Origin of the sequence: Paenibacillus sp. N3.4 (assembly GCF_008017805.1) — a bacterium.
Taxonomy (GTDB): Bacteria; Bacillota; Bacilli; order Paenibacillales; family NBRC-103111; genus Paenibacillus_E.
This window is the reverse complement of sequence record NZ_VRTT01000014.1, coordinates 50,348-72,346: the sequence shown is the minus strand read 5'-3', so window position 1 is coordinate 72,346 and position 21,999 is coordinate 50,348. Positions and strand designations below refer to the sequence as shown.

The following is a 21,999-nucleotide window of genomic DNA, read 5'->3' as shown; positions in this document are numbered from 1 at the left end:
GGTTCATAGCATGTTTCGCACCATTGGAGCCAAGCTGTTCATCGGGTTCTTTTTGATTTTCCTAGTTTTCTTTTTGATCTTGAATCAGATGGTGGCAAAAAACATTGAATCCGGCAATCGTAAGATCATAACCGATAGCTTGGTTGGACTGAAGAACAACAGTAATGCATATGTGCGGCAATCTTACATGATCCATCATTTTGCCAACGACGAACTTTATTTCGGGCAAATTGCTGAAGAAATGGCGAAAGCCTTGCAGCATGATAGTTCCTCTAACATTGGCATGTATGATTTAACCGGGGAGCTGCTGTTTGCCTCTGATCAAAAGATTTTTTCAATAGGCGGAGACGACTTGAATCAGGCGCTGCAAGGCAAGACTGCGTACAACATTTCCTACGAAAATGGTACCGCATCCGTCCTCTTTTCCTACCCCGTCATAGTCGATGGAAGCAAGGTAGGGATTATCCGCTTCGCCAAGGATTTTACCCTGCTCTACGAGCAGAGCACCCAGATTCAGCGTACGATCTTTATGATTGCGATGGCGGTATTCGCAGCGGCTTTCCTGTTCTCCTATTTGTTATCACGTCATATCACCGTTCCTTTAGTGAAATTGACCAAAGCGTCCACAGAAGTCATGAATGGCAATCTGGACACTCGCCTCACGTTCCGACGGAACGATGAGATCGGCAAGCTTGCCGCCAATTTTAGCAGGATGATTGAGAAGCTGCGGGATCAGTTCACTAAAATCGAAAAGGATCGAGATCGGCTAGAGGAGTTGAATCTAGTACGCAAGCAGTTTTTCGATAATGTGACCCATGAGTTGAAAACCCCGCTGACTACGATTATGGGCTATGCGACTATTATCCGAGAGAACGAAACGCAAGATCCAGTTTTATTTCAAAAAGGGATGAACCATATTATAGATGAGAGTAAGCGGCTGCATGACCTGGTGTTGAAGCTGCTTGAAATGTCGAAGGAATCCTCTGATCCGGACTCGTTTGCGCTTGTCGACTCGGGGCTTGTTTTGCGAGACGTCTGCGAGACGATGATGATCAAAGCTCAGCGGTATAAGAAGACCATTCGCTGTGAAGGCGAGGAAGGTTTATTCGTTCATGGACATGCCGACAAACTGCGGCAGCTGTTTATTAATTTGCTCGATAACGCGATCAAATACGGGTATGCTCATACGGACATTGTGGCGAGCGCTAGACTTGCGTCCAGCTACGTACAATTTACATTTTCCAATCAAGGACCGACGATAAGCCCCGAGCATCTCAGCCGTATTGTCGAGCCATTTTATCGAGCAGATCCTGTTAGTCATGGAGTGGGAAGCGTAGGCTTAGGGCTTAGCATTTGCAAAGGAATCGTCGAGGAGCATCAAGGGAGCATCCGCTTTACTAGCGAATTGGAGCAAACGAATGTTTATATCGACATCCCTTATAGAACAGAGAGGGTGCTGGAATGAGCAAACGAGGGGCGGAGTTGTTCGTTCTTCTCATGATTGTATCCGTCATGCTGACGGGCTGTTTACGAGCAACACGGTCGGAAACGATAATTATTCCGGATTCGGGGGATGAGGCAGCGACAAGCGAGAAAAACGAACTGTTTGACGTCAAGACCATTTACCGCGTTTTGGACAAAAGCACGGAATCCGGGATGCCATTAGGGTGGATTGATCAAGATGCACTGCTTAGCCTCTTTGGGAAGCAAACCCGCTCAGCTAGTCTGGATCGTGTCGACTATCCTTACGAATCTCACCTGAAATTGCGAAATGCGGATGTGCAGGAAAACAACATTACCTTATCACCTAACGGTCAAGTTGTTGCTTCCACCGTACGGAAGTACGACGGTACTTATGCCGTGAATCTGGTTTCACTTACCGATCAGCAGCGGACAAGTATAGGGCGCATATCGAATGAACAGATTGGAACTGTCAAATTCGGATGGTCAAATAATGGTCGGTACCTCATCTATATCACCCGCAGTGGAGTGACCGGAGAAGCCCAGATCAGCGTGTACGATACGACGGAGAAAACGATGAAAGGCTATTCATTCGCGGGATGGAAGCCGAAAGATACAATCACCTCGGTCCATATTACCGACGACGCTCAAAGTATGGCGGTTGTCAAAACGACTGACAAGCTTTCCTCTGCCCAATTCGGTACATGGAACGGAAACGAATTTGCAAGCAAATATGAGCATCTCGTTAGACGTGACAGTGGGGTGGAATGGATTCATAACGACCAACTCGCGTTCATCGGTCCGGAAGGTACCTTATATGCGTATGACCGACGAAATGCCACACTCTCCATCTTAATAGAGCAGATTGGCATGTTCCGCCTATCGTCGGATCGCAAGTATATCGCGTACTCGCAGGATAAGGACACGCTATATGTAGCTTCGCTGTATGGAAACAATGTGTTGAACAAAACTCAAATTTTTAAAGGAGTTGTACCTTCACAGATAAATTGGAATCCTGATAACGGAAAGCTGCTGCTTAGCGGCTTGAAAGCTTACGAACAAGATCAGCCTCGTGTTGTTATAGCGCCTGAAGTCATAAGCAATCAAAATTTGGTGATTGAGTTCAAATGAACTTGATCTTGATGAACCTTCCCGCCTTCACTTAGAGGCGGTTTTTTTTATGACAACACATCCTTCGTGTACAGGAGTAGGCGGTCGTTTTCTGTACACATTAAGTTGACAAGTTGGAGAAGTGATGGTGACATCCATGGATTATATTGATTTTGTAGGTATATAATCATATGACATGAATGGTGGGAATCGAAAATGAATAAACAACGATATTGGATAGGACTTAGCCTAAGCGTGATTATGCTTGTGATGTCGGCTTGCAGTTCAAGCACGATCGGCGGCAGAACGAATGGGACAACTGTTCCAAATACGGGGGAAGCGGGGAAGACTATATCTCCGCAAGAGACGGGAACGACTCCAGAGAGTTCCCCAAAAGGCGGGAAAAAGACAATCGTGTTTTCCTCCTTTTATCTGGACAATGGAGTGAAGGAAGCCAAGATCAAATATGAAGCTGCTCATCCGAATATTACCATTGATCTTCGACACGTGGAGACGGATGATGCACACGCGGAAGCTGAGCTCAAGAAATACGTAACGGCGACGAATACAGCGATGTTGTCAGGCAAAGGTCCTGACATGCTTACCTTGGATACGCTTCCGAGCGAGAAGTATGTGGGCCAGCATCTGCTTGCTGATCTTAGCGAGATGTTGAAAAAGAACCCCTCATTTATCAAGGGCGATTATTACAACAATATCCTGGAGAACAGCCACACCAATGGCGCCCTCTATGGCTTGCCGCTTGCGTTTTTTCTAAACGTTATGATCGGTGACGAAGGAGCCATTAAGCAAAGCGGCGTACAGATCGACGATAAAAACTGGACATGGGAAAAGTATGCCGAGACTCTAAAGCAATTAAGTCAAAAAGAACCGTTCAAATCGGGGCGCGGCGGAGTTGGAAATATGATTGTTTTACCGCCAAAAACAAAACAAGAACCGATGCAAGCGCTGCTGAGGGAAATGGTGAAAGAGAATTATACGCGTTTCGTGAATGAGGATCGCCGAACGGCAAGCTTTGAATCAAAGGCATTTACCGATATGATGGCGCAGGTTAAAAAGTTGGTCGATGACGGTCTCGACTTAAGTAGCCTCAGTTCTATGTTTAGGACAGATAATGTGAATTCGGCATCGGCTTATCTCGTTATGATAAAAGAATCCGGCAAGCAAGCGAGATTATACGCCAAGCCGCGCGCAGAGGGAACGAAAGCCGGAGGTTACTTCTACCCATACCAAATTATCGGAATCAACGAGAAATCGACTGTGAAACAAGAGGCATTGGATTTTCTTCAGTTCCTGATGTCGGAGGAATTGCAGTCAACGGCTAAACGGGCGGGGTTTCCGATTAATAAAAAGGCATACGAGAAACAAGTGCAGCAGCTCTTGACTAAGGGAACGATCAAAGCCTATGAGGAAGGTCCACTGAAAGGACAGTCGTTTCCAGTCGATCCTGCACAGATCAAGGTTTTGGAAGATTACTTGACGGGAGCCATTCATCCTGTCGCGTTCCAGCCTTCCAAGATAGAAGAAATCGTCTTCAAGGAGAGCCAAGCCTTCTTCAGCGGTCAGAAATCGGCGCCCGATGTAGCTAAGCTGATTCAGAATAAGGTTACGACTTATTTGAATGAATAAATTTCATTTGTCGGCTTGGCTTGGTAAGGACGGAATAGCAGCTTGGATTTTCTTGGCACCGAGTGCGGTTGGCTTCATTTTATTTTATTTGATCCCTTTTGGAGGGGGGATCTTTTATTCTTTTACAGACTCAACGCTCGGTGGATCTTTTGTTGGCATCGACAATTATGCTGCGCTTCTAAGCAGCAAGTCGTTTCACAAAGCTGCGACGAATACCTTGATTTTCACGGGTGTGAGCGTCCCGCTGCTTATTATTTTGTCCCTATCCCTCGCCCTCCTATTGAATCGACGGCTGCCTATGCGGAATTGGTTGCAGACGTCTTTTATTTTACCGCTCGTCGTGCCAGTCGCTTCTATTATTATGGTTTGGCAAATCTTCTTCGATTGGAACGGTACCTTGAATGCTTGGATGCATAGCCATCAGTGGGGACGGATAGATTGGCTGCAATCGGAAGGTTCAATGGGGGTGCTGGTGTTCTTGTATATATGGAAAAACATCGGGTATAACATGATCTTGTTTTTGGCTGGACTTCAAGCGGTTCCTACCTCTTATTATGAGACGGCACGGATCGAAGGGGCGAGCAGGCTGCGCCAGTTGTTTCATATCACACTCGTATATTTGACGCCTACGATGATTTTTGTCGTACTGATCTCGATTATAAATTCGTTTAAAGTGTTTCGAGAAACTTACTTTCTTGCGGGCGATTATCCGTATGACCGCATCTATATGCTGCAGCACTATATGAACAATATGTTTTTTTCGCTGGATATTCAAAAGCTCACAGCTGCTGCCACGCTCATGGTCGGCTGCATCCTGATGCTGGTGTTCATTTTGCTGGCTGTGGAGCGTCGGTTCCAGTCGTTTATGGAGTGAGAGGAGGGATGGAGCAAATGAAGCGTCATTTGCTTACGATAGGATTGACCCTCCTATTAGGGATAGGGGCGCTGTTAACGCTAGTTCCAATCGTGCTGACTATAACGAATTCACTTATGACGGAACATGAGATAGGGCTGAATTATGATCTCCTCGGTGAGATGACGGATGAGGCAGCGGGTGAAAAGGATGTATTCGTGAATCTGAAATGGATTCCCGATTGGGTATCCTTTGAACAATATGCAGAAGTGCTAGTGCGAAATCCGAAGTTTCTTCATATGTTCTGGAACTCGGTAGGCATGGTAGTTCCGATTATCGTCGGACAGATCGTTGTTGCGTCGCTAGCGGCATATGCGTTTGCCAAGCTACGCTTTCGAGGGAGGGATAAATGGTTTTTGTTCTATCTTTTGACGATGCTTATGCCGTTCCAAGTTACGCTGGTACCGAATTATATTATTCTCGATGAGCTGGGGCTCCTGAACACGAGGGCTGCGATCATCTTACCAGGCATCTTCGGTGCGTTCGGCGTATTCATGCTGCGCCAATTTATGTTCCATATTCCAAGCTCGTTAATGGAAGCAGCCAAAATGGACGGGGCGGGACACTTCACGATATTCGGCCGAATTATTTTGCCGCTCGTGAAACCAGGTTTAGCCGCATTAACGATGTTGTTGTTCGTCGATTATTGGAATATGGTCGAACAGCCACTCATTTTTTTGCAGGATGTGACCAAACAGCCGTTATCGCTTTATTTGTCACAGATTAGCAAGGAAGCTCGGGGTGTCATCTTCGCTGCGTCTGTGTTATTTATGAGTCCGATCGTTGTACTGTTTTTGCATGCGCAAACGCATTTTATAGAAGGGATTCAACTTTCCGGGATAAAGGGATAAAGGGATAAAGAGCAGGAGGAATCCAATTGGAATTACAGATGAACGACGAAAGCTTCGTAAGCCGGAAACGCTGGCTTCGTCGAATTACCGGCGTACTGATCGCCTTCCTAGTGATCTGCACCTTACTCAGCAACACGCTATACGCTTTGACGCTGCCGCAAGTGACAACGCAAGCGGTGAATCAGGGACCGTTGGATCAAACATTTAAAGGTAGCAATATCATCAAGCCAGTGGAAGTCAGAGAACTAACGGGACAGGCCGGTTGGAACGTTAAGAAGGTGCTAGTACGGGTAGGAGACGTTGTCCAGCAAGGACAGCCGCTTGTACAATACAGCAATGACGAAGCTGAGCAACAACTTGTACTGGAGCAGACTGAGCTGAACAAACTCCAGTTTTCGGTAGAGAAGTTGGAGTACGATTATATCCAATCGGAGCGCAACGAAGATAAGGGGGCTATCCTTGCCGCCAAGGCTGCTTTGGAAATTAGCAAGATCGATATCAACCTGCAACAAAAAAAAATACTCGACTTGCAGGCAAGGCTTAGCTCGTATCAGGTCATGAAGGCTCCTTTCGATGGAATTGTTGCAGCGGTGAATGCCAAAGAAGGGTTATCCGCAGGCGCAGGGGTACCAGATATCCGACTTACTAATACGCAGAGTGGGTTTCAGCTTGAATTGCAAATTCCTTCAGAAATAGCCGAAAGTCTTACAGTTAACGAAGTAATGGACGTTTATCTTCCTAAGCAAAACAATCGCGTCACCCAGGGGAAAGCTGCAAGTCTGGTACAAGCCGATTCCGCAGCAGAGTTAGGGATTTCTCGGTTGACGGTCCTGTTGCAGGACCCATCGCTTGTAAGTGGAGAGAGGGCAGAAGTCACTGTAACTAAAAAAGGAAAAGCCGACACATTGCTCATCTCAAGTGCCGCTATTCGGAAAGATCATACTGGCACGTATGTCTACATGATCGAGGAAAGAAAAGGTCCGTTAGGCAACGCTTTCTACGCCACTCGCAGGACCGTTACCGTGGATAGCTCCAATGAGCATGTCGCCGCTCTCAGCGAAGGCTTGTTCAAAGAGATGTCTGTGATCATCGAAAGCAGTGTACCGCTATTGGAAGGAAGCCGAGTGCGAGTCTTAACCAAATAATCCATGTGTAGGGGGACAAGAACAGGCATGCGCTTAATCATACAACCGTGTTACAATAAATGGTAACGGTTTACTTTGAAGCGAGGAGTAAAACGACCTATGAAAAATATACGCTTTGGCATCATCGGGTGCGGCAATGTCACGGAAGTGAAGAGTGGACCTGGCTTTCAGAAAGCCGAGCATTCGGAGCTCGTCGCTGTCATGCGGCGAAATGAAGGGCTCGCGGAAGACTATGCCCAGAGGCATGGCGTGCCTCGGTGGTATTCGTCCGTAGAGCATAGGCCTAAGATTCAACAAGCCATCGGATATTTACAATCACGAATCTAGCCTAGATTCCCCTATTTATTATAGAACAAGTCTTTTACTTTGGACAAAATTGTAGACAGCTGTAGACATCAGAAATTTTGGTGTCTATTTTTATTGTAATGTAGACGAAATGTCCTGCAGGGGAGTATTCTTAAAGAAAAGTTTGTAAATATCTCGAATGGCTTAAACCTAATGATCCATTTTGGAAAATGCGGGTTCAGTAGTTGCATGAAGACAACAGTGACGGCTTATCCAAGAGGGGCCGACTTTGTTGTCTTTATTGCCTGTTCGGAGAAGCAAGAGGAGTTTGATGATGATGAGAGTCTTGGAGATAAGCAAGGAATATTGGAAACATTACTTCGATATAGAGGGGATTGTCCGAGAAGCAGAGGAATCTCTTCAATCCCCTATGATACAAATAACAGATCAGATTGCCCCCAGAAGCTCCGGAGGTATCCATGATTATTATTCGAACGGAGACTATTGGTGGCCAGATCCGGATACGGAAGACGGACTTCCGTACGTTCGACGCGACGGGGAGAGCAATCCCGGCAATTTCGGCCATCATCGGAGCATGCTGCGACTCATGAGGACGCATGTGGCCAAATTGGCTTCTGCGTATCGGATCACGAAGGACGAACGATATGCGGCAAAAGCGGTGCAGCTTTTGAAATCATTTTTCCTCGATGAATGGACACGAATGAATCCGCATTTGCTGTATGCCCAAGCGGTTCCTGGCGTATGCCACGGAAGGGGAATCGGGATTATCGATACGCTTCATTTGATCGATATTACGGTCGCCTTAGAAGCTTTACAAGGGGCCTTATGCATGGAGGAGTCGACGAGATTTGGGCTCGTGGAATGGTTCTCCAGTTATTTGCAATGGATGAGCACGCACCATCAAGGGATTGAAGAAAGGGACGAGACCAATAATCATGGAATCTGCTGGTTTGTTCAAGCAGCCGCATTTGCACAGATGAATGGAGACCAAGCTATGCTCGCGTACTGCAAAGAACAATTCAAGACCCGTCTGCTGCCTGAGCAAATGGATGTGAATGGCAGTTTGCCCAGAGAGCTGGCGCGAACAAAGCCTTACGCATATGCCATTTTCGCACTGGATAATCTGGTCACCTTGTGCCATATCTTATCGACTCCCGACGACAACTTATGGGAATACCAGCTATCCGATGGGAGGGGAGTTCGAAAGGGGATCGACTTTTTGCTTCCTTATTTGGAAAGGAAATCAGAGTGGCCTTATCGGCAGGATGTGGAGCACTTTGCAGAGTGGCCTGTTGGGATGTCGTTTCTATTATTCACAGGGCTCGCTTACGAGTCAGACAGGTTAGTGAATCTGTGGCGCATGCTGGATAAAAACCCGGCGAATTCGGAGGTACGCCGAAATATGGCCATCCGCCAACCGCTGCTTTGGTTGTAAAGTTGATCAAAGGGAAAATTTCTTCTTTCCCTCATCATTTTCGGTATAATGGGAATGAAAGCAGTTACAACAAGGTGATGAGGGGTTAGTGCACATGAGTCGTACTCGAATTCGTTTCAACAAGCGCAGCGTAATCGTTACTTGGCTCACTTCTTATATTTCGGTGCTGCTTGTGCCGATTATGATCAGTGGGATTTTGTATGTCGCTGCCTGGCATGTGGTGGAATCGGAAGTCAACCGTGCCAATAATTCGGCTCTGGAGCAGATGGAGCAGGCGATCGACAACAGTCTTGGGGGTATTGAACGGTTAAGTTTGGAAATCGCACTCAGCAAACGGGTGACCGGTTTCATTAATTCGGCAAGGCCGTTAACGGACAACGACTATTACGATCTGGTCAGCATTGCCAACGATCTTCAGGTGTATCAAACAGCGAATGACTTTATCGAGCAAATATACATCTACTACCGAAACAGCGACACCGTGATATCCACTCGTGATCACACGGACAGCCGCAAGCTGTTCCAAACCGTACGCGAGAAGGACGGGATGAGCTACGAGGAATGGATGAAATTTTTCGACAAGCGGTACATCCAAGAATACGTTCCTGTAACGTTAAGGGAGGATAGTCATTCTGTTAAAGCCGTTATGTATGCTAAATCCGTCATCCTTACCAATACAGATCAATCAGGCGCGGTCATCTTATTTGTGATTAAGGATTCGAAACTGCTCAAAAATATCGTACCTACGGAAGAAACAAAGATAGCCGTTCTGGATAAGGAAAACCGTCTGGTCGCTTCGACCGGCTTTGAACATAGCCCAGACTTTCTCAATTACGACAAGCTCACTGGGAAAACAGGTTTCTATTATGACAATGACTCTGGCAAACAGATTGCCATCTCTTACACAACCTCGGCCAATACTGGATGGAAATATGTCTCGTTGATTCCCGCTGAGCTTTTTGACGACAAGATGAAGTATATGAAGAAGTTGATCTACGCTAGTGTCTTGTTGAGCCTGTTCATTGGCGGACTTGTTACTTTCCTGTTTCTGAGAAAAAATTATATACCGATCAACCTGTTGATACGGAGCTTCTCGGTGAAATCAGGGATTTCCTTTGATGAGGGTTCTAATGAATACGGATTTTTACAGGATGCGTTGAATAATACGTTTGCGGAAAAGGAACAGATAGACAGGCGGTTGCATCAGCATCGTGACGCTATCCGTTCCCATTTTCTTCAAGGATTGCTGAAGGGCCGTTTGGAACAAAATGTTCCCATACACGAATCGCTCGCGGCCCACGATATCCGGATAGCTTCGCCGCATTTCGCCGTTCTGCTGTTCCATATTGAACATTTCGGTAAGCTTGAGATTGACGATTATGCCGCTCCTCAGAAGGTGAAGATGCTTCATTTTATTATTATGAACGTGGCAGAGGAAGTGATTGGTAATCACAATCACGCCTTTATTACGGAAATGGACGATATGCAAGCATGCATCGTTAATTTCGGAACGGAACCAGATATGGAAGAGTTGAAAAGAATCGCGGTGCAGGTGAAATCATTCTTGCTCGACAACTTCCATGTCCATTTGACCGTGGCGATTAGCGGCATTCATGAGGACTTGTATGGGATCCCCTTAGCTTATCAGGAAACGCTGGCGGCATTGGAGTACCGGCTTGTCATGGGAAGCGGCGAGATTATCCGGTATGATAGTTTACCAAGTTCCGAAACAATACGGCAATCCAGAAGCTACTACTATCCGCTGCATGTGGAGCATCAGTTGATTAATTTCGTGAAGACGGGCGATTATGACAAATCGAATGCAATGATTAATGAAATCATCGAGATTAACGTGTCGGATGCATCCTTGTCCGTACCGCTCGCCAAGTGTCTCATGTTCGACCTAATCGGCACTTTGCTGAAAACGATGGATGAAATCGGAACGAGCAGCGACAAGCGAGAGCTTATAGAGCAAATGAATCAGATCGATCGATTGATGGGCTGCCAAAGTATCAAGGAGATGAAGGTGCAAATTCGGGATGTGCTGAAGCAGGTGTGCCAATCCATCCAAGAGGATCGTGGGCAGGAGCACAACCAACTCAGCCAGCAGGTGATCGAGTACGTAATAAACAATTACAGCGAGGAAAACCTTAACATATCGATGGTGGGTGAAAAGTTCGGGCTGACCCCATCCTATTTGTCCAAGCAGTTTAAAGCGCAGACGGGAGAAGCACTGCTTGATTTCATCAGTAAAACCCGATTGGAGGAAGCGAAAAAGCTTCTCTCCCTACAAACATTGTCGGTAGCGGAAATTGCCAAGAAAGTCGGATACACCGACATCAATACGTTCAACCGGATTTTCAAAAAATTCGAGGGGATAACGCCAGGCAAGTATAAAGACATTCAATGACGCTGAATCGCAAATGGAAAAGTCGTACAAGCATGCTTGCGCGGCTTTTCCGTTTTTTACATAGCGATTGCGGGAATTGATGGTGGTCTTTTATCGATTTTAATGATGCAGTTTCGGTTTTAACGATATCCGTTTAGCGTTTTTCGTAACATAATAAAACCACGATGCACCGAAGTGCATAGGACCAGTTCATATGAGGGGGATTCACATGAGTAATAATTCGAAAAGCAAATCTTTAACGATTGCAGTTAGCGTCGTTGTGGCGGCATCCAGTTTATTAATCGCATGCTCGAAAGAGAATACGAGTGTAAAGGACACCACAACGAAACCGACTACAACGCCGGTAACGACGGTGAGTAAGTACCCGATCTCTACGAAAGAAACGTTAACGTCTTGGGAACAGATGGATACGAACTTGCCCGCATTTTTCCCGAATTTGGCCGAATCGCCGTTTGGTATGCAACTGGAAAAAGAAACCGGCGTTAAAGTGAAATATACACATCCAGCGGATGGACAATCGAAGGATCAATTCAATCTGTTGATTGCATCCAATAAATTGCCTGATGTCATCGAATACAATTGGAGCGGTGGCGGTGGTGGGAACGGGAACGCTGCTTATCCGGGTGGACCGGAGAAAGCAATCGCAGACAAAGTCATTCTGCAGCTCAATGATTTGATTGACAAGAATGCGCCCAACTTGAAGAAATTACTTCAGCAAGACAAGGAATTGGACAAGATGATCAAAACGGACAGCGGCAAATATTACGCATTTCCGATGATCCGTGCAGATAATGGTTTGGTATTCCGGGGTCCGATGATCCGCAAGGATTGGCTGGATGAATTGAATCTACAGGTTCCCACGACGATCGACGAATGGTATACAGTGTTAAAGGCGTTCAAAGAGAAGAAAGGTGCATCCGCACCATTTACTGCCCTTTATAGTAACGAGCTAAACATTCAGGACGCATTCATAGGCGCCTTCAAAACGGCAAATAGGTTCTATATTGATGATCAAGGGAAAGTGAAATACGGACCTGTCGATCCACAGTTTAAGGATGCTTTGACGCTGCTGCGTAAATGGTACGCGGAAGGATTGCTCGATAAAGATTTCGCACTCAACACGGATTCCAAATCGCTTGACAACAAATTAATGAGTGACAGTGCAGGCGCAACCGTAGGACTTTTAAGTGGCGGCATGGGCAGATGGATGGATACGGGGAAGAAGAAAAACCCGAAATTCCAACTGGTTGCAGCCCCATATCCGACATTGAAAAAAGGGGAACGCGCTTTTATTGGGCAGCGTGATTTCAAGTACAACCCGAACGTCAGCAAAGCGGTAGCGGGCGACACGAAGAACGCCGAGCTCGCAGTTAAATGGTTGGATTATGCTTACGGTGAAAAAGGCAGCCTGCTGTTCAACTTCGGCATTGAAGGCGAAAGCTATAAGATGGATAACGGTGTCCCTACATTTAGCGAGAAAATCACCAAAAATGAGAAGTTTAATCTTCAACAAATGGTTTCTCAGTATACGAAGCCGAACGGTCCGTTTCTTGGAGACAGCAGAAAGAGCTTTAACACGTTCAAGGAGCAGGACGAAGCTATCAAAATTTGGGGTGAAACGGACGCTGTCAAGCATGTTATGCCGCTATTCATCACTCCGACAATAGACGAAAGCAAGGAAGTTGCGAAATTGAACACAGCGATTACCAGCTATAAAGAAGAAATGTTCATGAAATTCGTTATGGGCAAGGAACCCATTGAAAAGTTCGATGAGTACGTAAAACGCATTAATGAAATGGGTATCGACAAGGTGACGAAAATTTATCAGGATGCTCTCGACCGCTACAATAAACGCTAAAGCCTTAATGGCGTCTTGCAGGTGAATACGAAGGAATAGACGGCGGCTGTATTTACCTGTAAGGAGTTAGCCATAGGATAGAGAGGGAGAAGAGAAATGAATGCGATCAATCCTAAACCAGTAATTCCCTACATACCGAAAAAGCGATCCCAATTTGGGATATTTATGGATATTAGGAAAAACAAACTACTGTATGTGATGCTGTTTCCCGTTCTACTGTATTATGTCATCTTTCATTATGCACCGATGTATGGCGCGATTATTGCATTCAAGGATTTTTCGCCACGGCTCGGCATTTGGGGGAGCGATTGGGTGGGGTTTGAGCATTTTCAAGCATTCTTTACCGGTCCATATTTCTGGAGGACAATAAAAAATACGGTACTTATTAGCTTCTACCAGCTGGTGTTCGGATTCCCAGCACCAATCGTGTTGGCCCTTCTTCTCAATGAAGTGAGAAATGCTTTATTTAAACGTACAGTGCAGACCGTCACGTATATGCCGCATTTTATTTCACTTGTTGTCATTTGCGGAATAATCAAAGATTTCACCACCAGCGATGGCGTAATCAATGACTTGATTGTTTTTTTCGGCGGGGAGCGAACCACATTTTTGCTCGAACCGAGCTTTTTTCGTTCCGTGTATGTATCGTCGGGTGTCTGGCAGCATATCGGTTGGGGAACGATCATCTTTTTGGCGGCCTTAACCGGCATTGATCAGGAGCAGTACGAAGCGGCGAAAATAGACGGTGCCGGCAGGTGGAAGCAGATGACGAATGTGACGCTTCCCGGATTGATGCCAACGATCATCATCCTGCTCATTTTGGAGGTCGGACGGATGATGAACGTCGGGTTCGAGAAAGTCATTTTGCTTTACAATCCAGGTACATATGAAACGGCTGACATTATATCTTCTTATGTGTACCGGGCTGGTCTACAGGATTTCAATTACAGCTTCAGCTCGGCGGTCGGCTTGTTTAACTCTGTAATCAATTTTATCCTGCTCCTTAGTTCCAACTGGTTAAGCCGCAAATTCAACGATACGAGCCTGTGGTAAAGAGGAGGAGTTTGACATGCTGAACCGGGCGACAATACCGGAAAAGAGCTTCGATTACATCAATACGATTTTCTTGACCTTACTTATGGTAGTTACGATATATCCGATTGTGTTTGTGGCGTTCGCCTCTGTCAGTGATGCCGGAAATTTGATGGGGCACAAAGGTCTTTTATGGCGTCCTCTTGGATTTTCACTCGACGCCTATACGAATGTGTTTCGGAATCCGATGATTCTGAAAGGGTACGGCAATACGTTCTTTGTTGTCTTCGTAGGTCTTTTTATCAATATTGTGCTTACGGCTTTCGGTGCCTATGCATTATCGCGAAAAAGCGTGCAATACCGCAAGCCTTTGATGCTGTTTATCGTGTTTACGATGTTTTTCAGCGGAGGGCTGATCCCTCTATATTTGACGATTCAAGGGGTAGGGCTGATCGATTCCTTGTGGGCGCTCATTATTCCGCAAGCGATCAACACATTTAATCTTATTCTTATGAAAACGGCGTTCGAAGCGATTCCGGATGCTTTGGAGGAGTCGGCCAAGATGGATGGGGCGAACGACTTTGTCATTTTGTTCCGGATTATTTTACCGTTATCCATGCCCGTTATTGCCGTTATGTTATTGTATTACGGCGTTAGCCATTGGAACTCATGGTTTAATGCCATGATTTTCTTGCAGGATCGGTCACTGTATCCGCTGCAGCTTGTGCTGCGCGAAATTTTACTTCAAGGGGAAGCAAGCTCGAACTTAGGTGCCTCCGACGGTGCCTCTGCGATGCTCTCGGCTACTTTGAAGTACGCGACCATCATTGTGGCAACGGTGCCGATTCTGCTCGTTTATCCGTTCCTTCAGAAATATTTCGTCAAAGGTGCGCTTATCGGAGCGATTAAGGGTTAGAGGAAGGTGCTTGTTATGCACGACATGGAGACAGCGCGAATGGTGCTCAATGTGGAATGGGAACGTTTCATGGCAGAAAATGATATGGAATGGGTCGTCAAGCCAGTCAGTTGGGATGAAGGTGCCTTCATTGGCAATGGTTCGATCGGTTCGATGATATACGGGGAGGAAAATGCAAAGAAGCGGCATGTGCTGCGCTTTGTTGCGGGACGCACAGATGTGACGGCAAGCCGGACTGACCGACCGGGCTTCCCCCCACGCGTGCCGATTGGTGAGCTTGACCTGGAGATGGAAGGTATGATTTATCACCCGACGAGTATGCGAGTTGACTTATGGAACGCTGAACTTCGCGCCAATCTGACGACGACACGCGGTGAGGTTAATCTCCGTTCTATTGTTCATAGCGAGGTACCGGTCATGGCCGTCGAGATCGAGACATCGGAAGGAGAGAACGGCACACAATTTTCGTGGTATCCCTATCCAGAAGTCGATCACGTGCTGAAAAATGCCGACGGATTCAATTTAAATCAGTTTATACCTGCTACCGAAGTGGAAAAAGCGGATAAAGATGGCGTGAGCTTTTGCATTCAGCGATATTCTTCGGAGGAAGGGTGTGTAACAGCCTGGAGGGAAATTCAAACGTCTCCGAATTGTCGGGTATTCTTTATGACGATTATCAAAGGGCATGACGAAGCTGCAATGATAGAGGCTGTGGACGCGGTTAATCAAGCTTCTAATATGGACTTCGACGAATGGGTGCGAGCTCATCGCCAGTGGTGGCATCGTTATTATCGGAAAAGCTTCGTTTCGATTCCCGACGGGCGGCTCCAAAGCTTTTACTGGATTCAAATGTACAAATTGGCTTCGGCTACGAGAGCCGATCAACTGTTGATTGATAATCAAGGCCCATGGCTTACTTCGACACCATGGCCAGGCGTTTGGTTCAATATGAATGTACAAATGAGTTATTCCCCCGTCTATACGGCCAATCGACTGGACATCGGGGCCTCACTTGTTCGAACTTTAGAAGAAAACAAGGAAAATCTAATCAATAACGTTCCCGAGCCCTTCCGACACGACTCCGCTGGACTTGGCCGCAGCTGCAGCTACGATCTACGGGCAGAGGTGGATGATGAAATTGGGAATTTGAATTGGATTTGCCATAACGTTTGGCGGCAGTATCGGTATTCCATGGATGATGAGATGCTGAAAACCATCTTATTCCCCCTATTGCGCAGAAGTGTGAATTATTATCTTCACATCTTGGAAGAAGGCGACGACGGCTGGCTTCATCTTCCGCCAACCATTTCACCCGAGTATGGCTCATTTATGCGAACTAAGGTACGTGACTGCCATTACGATCTCGCTTTGCTGCGTTGGGGCTGCGAAACACTTCTGGAGATTTGTGATCGATTGACGGAGGAAGATCCGCTCCGCGTGAAATGGAAGGAAGTTCTGGAAAAGCTGACTCCTCTACCTGTAGATGAAACTGGTTTTATGATCGGGCAAGACACACCGCTCGCATACGGACACCGGCATTTCAGTCATCTTCTCGCCATTTTCCCGCTGCATTTGATTGGCTGCGAGCGTGAGGAGGACCGGGAACTGATTGCCACCTCACTTCGCCATTGGATCGGGAAGGAAGGCGACTTGCGCGGCTTCAGTATGACAGGCGCTGCTTCTATCGCTGCCACACTCGGCTGGGGCAATGAGGCTTTGCGGTATTTACAATCGCTGCTGATGATCATTAAACCGAATACGATGTATAAGGAAGCGGGTCCGGTTATCGAAACGCCGCTCGCCGGCGCCGAAGCGATCCACGATATGCTGCTTCAAAGTTGGGGTGGCAAGATACGGGTATTCCCGGCGGTGCCAGACGAGTGGCGAGAGACGGCATTTCATGATCTGCGGACTGAAGGTGCCTTCTTAGTCAGCGCGATGCGCCGAGATGGTGAAACCCAGTTTATCCGGGTGAAGAGCTTGGCCGGAGAGCCGTGCGTAATCAAGACGGGCTGGAACGGTATTGTTGGTTGGAAGATAATGCGTACTAACGTTATCGAGCACACCGTAGATTTGAAAGATGGTGAAGACGAAATCATATTGGATTTGGGTAAAGGGGAAGAAGCGATTCTGTACCCGGGCGAAGAGGTACCCGATCTGAAAATTCATGCTGTGGAATCGCACAGAAAGGTTGCCCGCTTTTTCGGAGGACACAAGCCTTGGCGTCTTTATGGATTGTAACGAGTGAGTATGCAGAGCTGGAATTGTTTAAGAGGGATTGGATTGGGGCTAACGCAATCTTGTGGGGTAAGGGTTTACGTGGCGAGTAATCCAAATCCGTTAAATTGACATGTATATGGTGCTGGCGAAGAATAGGTTTTCATAAGGCTTCGCCAGCACCACAATACGATTACACTTTTTAGTATCTCGTTAAGTTGATTTCAGGATGACTCTCCTGAATTTCTTTCAGTTTATTTTCATTTATTCCCTTTAAATTTTTATCAAAGAAGCCAAGTGCCATTTCATTAATCAATTGAAAAATCGAGTTTACATCTGCCTCGGGTTCATTAATAATGGGTGAAATAGCTGCTAAGTCCGTAAAACTGCCATGATTGGTTTTAGGAATTATAGTTGTATAAACACCAGGTCTTTCAATTGTCTTATTTCTCAAATAGGATTCTACAAATAATTCATCTCTATTTCCTGGTTCCCCGCCATACGCCTCCTTCATGAACTTAATAGAAGCCTCGGCATTCATCAACATAAATGGCTTTCCAGGTCCAGCTTCCGGCATAGGGTCACCATACAATCCGCCATCCATATCAATTGCTGCTTTTATTCTATCATCCTTTACCAACATTTGAGCTGAAGTAGCACCGCCAAAAGAATGACCTAACATACCGATATGGTCATAGTCTATTAATTTAGCAATTGGATTAAAGGTATGATCAAAATCAGCTTTGGTTACTTCATCTAAAACAAAAGCAGCATCCTGTTCCCAAAGCTTAATCCGATTGTTTAAAAAAGTAATTGTGTTTTCAATGGGTGTAAAATTAACTTGCTTCCCATCTGGGAAGACTGTTGTTGCCGCGTCACCGGTAAAGTTAAGTGCAACGATTACATAACCGTGACTCGCCAACTCCTCCAACTGGAAGGTGTTTTGTTGACTATACAGGCTCATGCCATGTGCAAATAAAAGAAGTGGAAACTTTTTAGATGCTTGTAAGGGTGTGGCATCTTTATAGGAATGTGTCTTTGTCAATCCTAAATGAGTTGTTGCGATATAGGGGAATCCTTGTGTAGCCGATAATTGTTGAGTTAATGCATGGATATTCTCAGAATAAGGGGCAGGTGTGCCTGTTCCTTTTTCAGCTGGATAATAAACCTGTACCATCAATTCACGATATACTTGACTATTTGGAACGACAAATTCTTTTCGATTGTGATCAACAAGATGAAAGGCTTGAGTACCTACCGCATACTCTCCCGTAGTCTTTGGAAATGTGAGTATGGGAAAAAGTGTTGGTACTGTTATCATGGCAATAGCTGCTACAGCAATACCTGCTCCTGCTGATAGTTGTACTCCCCATTTTTTGGATACATTGGTGTTGCGCGGTTTGATAAAAACCTGCAGTGTTAAAAGCACTGTTACGATATAAGCAGGTATCAAGCGCCAATTTGCCCCGATTGTAATAAGAGTTGATAATAAAAATAAATAGTTCAACGATAAATGATGATCGTATACTTTGTTAAACCACGTTGTTTAAAAACCATTAAAATGCTTGATAGTATCAGTATGACTACAAAAATAATCTCTATGTTTCTCATAATAGAAGCTCCATTCCATATACATACAATTGAATGTATGTGCGTAAATTTTTTTTTTTACATTCAAATGAATGTAAATTAACAAAATAATAAACTACCTAAAGTAGTCTATTGTTCCTGCGCGTTATCAAACAACTTCAGAAATACACCTTTCAATTCTTCATTGATAATTGGCATGCCAATTCCCTCAAACATTAAGCCGATATGCGCAATTTTTTGAACAAATTCTTCTCGGCTGACATGAAAGATTCCTGGATTCATCCAGATATCAAAAAGCATCGTAAAGATTTCTGCTGTTTGCTTTGGGTAAGCAACTTGGATTGAACCGTCTTTATTACCTTCTTCAATGATTTTGTGAATACCTGGCGCAACAACCCTCGTACCTTCTGTGATGCGGCTAAAAACAAATTCAGCTGAATTCATTTTGCGAGAAACGGTTGATAGGTCTTCGTTTTTGATACTTTGTAGAATCGAGTACGAAATTCCTTGTCGTAAACGATCTAGGGCATTCAAGTTTTCTAAATCATGGATATCTTTGAAAACATTTTGTTCGATCAACATCTCTTTGGTGATGGACTGAATGATATCTGAGATTGATTTGAAATGATGGTAGAAAGCACCTCGAGTAATGTCTCCTACATCATCTACAATATCTTGAATCGATACATTGTTCCAGCCATTCAGCGTAAAAAGTTTAACAGCAGACTCCATAATTCTCTTTCTTGTAATTTCCGGAAATTTGTTTCTGGCCATTTTAGTTCTCCTACACTTACATTTAAATGTATCTAAAATGATAAATGAAGCCATAAGATTAGTCAACACGGGCCCACCTACAAGAAGCTCTCAGGGACAAGAATGTCCTAGAGAGCTTTTATTTTGGATAAAAGATACGGGCTTAACCCACGGTTACCCAGTAAATTCCTGAACCCATTCACTGTTGTAATAAGCAATGCCGATATGGGTATAGCTGCTATTAAGTATATTTGCTTTGTGCCCTGGGCTATTCATCCAATCGTTCATAACCTGGGTAGGGGTGCTTTGCCCTTTTGCGATGTTTTCTCCCGCTGAGTTGTAGGTGATTCCGAACTCATTCATCATATCGAAAGGGGATCCATGTGTTGGAGAATTATGATCAAAGTAATTATTGTTGGACATGTCCTTCGCCTTGACCATAGCCATTTTTGACAATTCTCCACTCATACTGAGCGAACTTAATCCTGCTTTAGAGCGTTCTTGATTGACTAAGTCCAGAACCTGTTGCGCGAATTGGGTTGAACCTTGGTTACCTTGCTGTGCCTGTCCTGCTGGTTTTGTCGGTGCCTTTCCTTTAGGACTCCCGGTCGGCGCTTGATTTGCTGGATTTCCAGTCGGTGCTTGAACTGCTGGGTTTCCGGTCGGTGCTTGATTTGCTGGATTTCCGGTTGGTGCTTGATTTGCTGGATTTCCAGTCGGTACTTGAATTGCTGGATTTCCAGTCGGTACTTGAATTGCTGGATTTCCAGTCGGTGCCTGATATGCTGGATTTCCAGCTGGTGTTTGAATCAAATCCCACACATTCGAAGGAATTCCGTTTGGTGCTTCTTTTATTGTAATAGATTCTTTCCCTGTACGCGATGTAGCAGTTGATGATGCCTGTGTTAGGTTAGGTGTTGGTGCAGCAGTGTGAGCCTGAGTTGAACTTTGTGTTTGCTTAGGAGTCACTTGCTTTTCCGTCATTTTGTTATTGGCCGTACAGCCTGACACCATCACTAAAACTGCTAACAAGATAAACTTTACCATTAGTCAACCTCCTTGGTCCGTCAAATTAATGAAGTTACTGGATTTAAGGTTTCCGTTATGCCCCTTATTTATTCCTAAATCGTTTTAGCGCCATTTGGGCCAAAAGCATGATTCCCTTCCACTTTGTGGGGGTATTTGGAAGGGAATGAATCCCGGTCCCACAATTTCTTCTGTTATGTGCAGTATTTATAAAGTTTAAGGGGGGGATAGTGGAAAAGGGGGGTGCTATAATGGCGTTACCAATACAAAGAAGGGGGTCATACCCATGAATACTAGCGTGAAGCATTGGAGTTCCTCGTTGCTGCTGCGAGGCCTTCTGCCTGCAGATGGAGTAAAAGGAGGACAGAAGGGATGACTGATTTATCCGTAAAGTCTGACATCACTCCGGCTGTAAGTGTGAGAGCCCTAAACCCCTTTCGACTCTTTTGGAGAAAGTATGGCGCAGCTTACCTCATGCTGCTGATTCCTGTTTGCTTTTTTGTTCTTTTTTCCTTATACCCGATAGCTTGGGCGGTTAAATACGTTTTTTATTACTATGATGGGGTTAGACCGGAACGGTTTACAGGGCTGGCTAATTTCCGCAGACTAATGGATGATCAAATCTACTGGTCAAGTCTCTGGAAGCAGGCGCTGTTCTCCCTGAAAATTATCCTTGAGCTGCCTCTAGCCTTTATGCTGGCCTTGCTCCTCAGCTCGCAATTGAGAGGGAAAAATGCGTTTCGGGCTATGTTTGTTATGCCTTATATTTTGCCGGCCTCAACGATGGCCTTGGTGGTTTATATCCTGTTGAACCCGTACAATGGGGGGCTCAATCAACTGTTGCTCGCTCTAAACCTGATCGATCAACCCATTGCCTTCCTGTCAGGCGGGTGGACAGCTTTTGTTAGCGGGATGGTGTTAGACGCCTGGCAGAATTTTGGGATCAATATGCTGCTTTTACTTGTAGGTCTGACCAGCATTCCGAAGGATGTCTATGAAAGCGCTGATATCGATGGCGCTACAGGGTGGACCAGGGTGCGTTATATCTCCCTTCCGATGATGGGCCGGATTCTGCAGATGATTTTGTTCCTGTCTATTCTAGGAACCCTCAAGTCGATGGGACCCTTTCTCGTCCTAACAGATGGTGGACCGAACAACGCTACCGAGCTGACCTTCCTGTATATTTTTCATCAGTTTTTTGGAGGAGATGCTGGCACCAATTATGGCTATGGGGCGACGGTGGCGGTGTTTACCGCACTTATCCTGGTCGTGATATCGATAGGTTACTTTAAGTTAACCAAGAAAATGGATTATCATAATTAAGGAGGA

16 protein-coding genes and 1 pseudogene are annotated in these 21,999 nt (G+C 45.5%); 14 read left to right on the top strand and 3 right to left on the bottom strand.

The genetic code is table 11. The features are described 5' to 3' along the window. Positions 1 to 10: 10 nt before the first annotated feature. The 13 genes and pseudogenes from FU659_RS09590 (at position 11) to FU659_RS09530 (ending at position 17,325) form a co-directional block, all read left to right on the top strand. Complete coding sequence (locus FU659_RS09590; RefSeq protein WP_147947369.1) at positions 11 to 1,465, top strand: sensor histidine kinase; 1,455 nt, start codon at positions 11 to 13, stop codon at positions 1,463 to 1,465. Further along, positions 1,462 to 2,592, top strand: a complete 1,131-nt coding sequence (locus FU659_RS09585) for a hypothetical protein (RefSeq protein ID WP_147947368.1) — start codon at positions 1,462 to 1,464, stop codon at positions 2,590 to 2,592. Before FU659_RS09590 ends, FU659_RS09585 begins: the two co-directional genes overlap by 4 nt. A gap of 195 nt (positions 2,593 to 2,787) precedes the next feature. Further along, the gene (locus FU659_RS09580; protein WP_147947367.1) at positions 2,788 to 4,218 is read left to right on the top strand and encodes an ABC transporter substrate-binding protein; all 1,431 of its coding nucleotides are present in this window, start codon (positions 2,788 to 2,790) and stop codon (positions 4,216 to 4,218) included. Continuing rightward, the gene (locus tag FU659_RS09575; protein ID WP_187274037.1) at positions 4,211 to 5,092 is read left to right on the top strand and encodes a carbohydrate ABC transporter permease; all 882 of its coding nucleotides are present in this window, start codon (positions 4,211 to 4,213) and stop codon (positions 5,090 to 5,092) included. The genes FU659_RS09580 and FU659_RS09575 overlap by 8 nt, the downstream gene beginning before the upstream one ends. A gap of 17 nt (positions 5,093 to 5,109) precedes the next feature. Further along, the gene (locus FU659_RS09570; protein ID WP_397355407.1) at positions 5,110 to 5,982 is read left to right on the top strand and encodes a carbohydrate ABC transporter permease; all 873 of its coding nucleotides are present in this window, start codon (positions 5,110 to 5,112) and stop codon (positions 5,980 to 5,982) included. Between the two features lie 26 nt (positions 5,983 to 6,008). After that, on the top strand, positions 6,009 to 7,127 hold the full coding sequence (locus tag FU659_RS09565) for an efflux RND transporter periplasmic adaptor subunit (RefSeq protein WP_147947365.1): 1,119 nt from the start codon (positions 6,009 to 6,011) through the stop codon (positions 7,125 to 7,127). Positions 7,128 to 7,226: 99 nt separating this feature from the next. Continuing rightward, positions 7,227 to 7,403, top strand: a pseudogene (locus tag FU659_RS09560) (Gfo/Idh/MocA family oxidoreductase); the annotation flags it as partial. Positions 7,404 to 7,743: 340 nt separating this feature from the next. Beyond that, complete coding sequence (locus FU659_RS09555; protein ID WP_261807724.1) at positions 7,744 to 8,868, top strand: alginate lyase family protein; 1,125 nt, start codon at positions 7,744 to 7,746, stop codon at positions 8,866 to 8,868. 94 nt (positions 8,869 to 8,962) lie between these two features. After that, positions 8,963 to 11,278 carry a helix-turn-helix domain-containing protein gene (locus FU659_RS09550; protein WP_147947364.1) on the top strand — a complete coding sequence of 772 codons (2,316 nt, stop codon included), beginning with the start codon at positions 8,963 to 8,965 and terminating at the stop codon, positions 11,276 to 11,278. Positions 11,279 to 11,486: 208 nt separating this feature from the next. Then, positions 11,487 to 13,136 (top strand): type 2 periplasmic-binding domain-containing protein, encoded by a 1,650-nt coding sequence (locus tag FU659_RS09545; protein ID WP_147947363.1) that lies wholly within the window; start codon positions 11,487 to 11,489, stop codon positions 13,134 to 13,136. Between the two features lie 96 nt (positions 13,137 to 13,232). After that, entirely contained in the window at positions 13,233 to 14,189 is a 957-nt protein-coding gene (locus FU659_RS09540; protein WP_147947362.1) for an ABC transporter permease, read from the top strand. A gap of 16 nt (positions 14,190 to 14,205) precedes the next feature. Continuing rightward, on the top strand, positions 14,206 to 15,084 hold the full coding sequence (locus tag FU659_RS09535; RefSeq protein WP_187274036.1) for a carbohydrate ABC transporter permease: 879 nt from the start codon (positions 14,206 to 14,208) through the stop codon (positions 15,082 to 15,084). Between the two features lie 15 nt (positions 15,085 to 15,099). Further along, a complete protein-coding gene (locus FU659_RS09530; protein WP_147947361.1) occupies positions 15,100 to 17,325 on the top strand; it encodes a glycosyl hydrolase family 95 catalytic domain-containing protein in 2,226 nt (741 codons plus the stop codon). A gap of 178 nt (positions 17,326 to 17,503) precedes the next feature. Here FU659_RS09530 and FU659_RS09525 read toward each other — a convergent pair whose 3' ends face one another. The 3 genes from FU659_RS09525 to FU659_RS35315 all read right to left on the bottom strand — a co-directional run bounded on the left by FU659_RS09525 (position 17,504) and on the right by FU659_RS35315 (position 20,691). Next, positions 17,504 to 18,808 (bottom strand): alpha/beta hydrolase family protein, encoded by a 1,305-nt coding sequence (locus tag FU659_RS09525; protein WP_261807723.1) that lies wholly within the window; start codon positions 18,806 to 18,808, stop codon positions 17,504 to 17,506. 212 nt (positions 18,809 to 19,020) lie between these two features. Next, positions 19,021 to 19,665: a TetR/AcrR family transcriptional regulator gene (locus FU659_RS09520; RefSeq protein ID WP_187274035.1), complete on the bottom strand. Its 645-nt coding sequence runs from the start codon at positions 19,663 to 19,665 to the stop codon at positions 19,021 to 19,023. Between the two features lie 153 nt (positions 19,666 to 19,818). After that, positions 19,819 to 20,691 (bottom strand): CAP domain-containing protein, encoded by an 873-nt coding sequence (locus FU659_RS35315; RefSeq protein WP_187274034.1) that lies wholly within the window; start codon positions 20,689 to 20,691, stop codon positions 19,819 to 19,821. 351 nt (positions 20,692 to 21,042) lie between these two features. Here FU659_RS35315 and FU659_RS09510 point away from each other — a divergent pair, with 351 nt between their 5' ends. Then, positions 21,043 to 21,993 carry a carbohydrate ABC transporter permease gene (locus tag FU659_RS09510; protein ID WP_147947359.1) on the top strand — a complete coding sequence of 317 codons (951 nt, stop codon included), beginning with the start codon at positions 21,043 to 21,045 and terminating at the stop codon, positions 21,991 to 21,993. Positions 21,994 to 21,999: the final 6 nt, after the last annotated feature.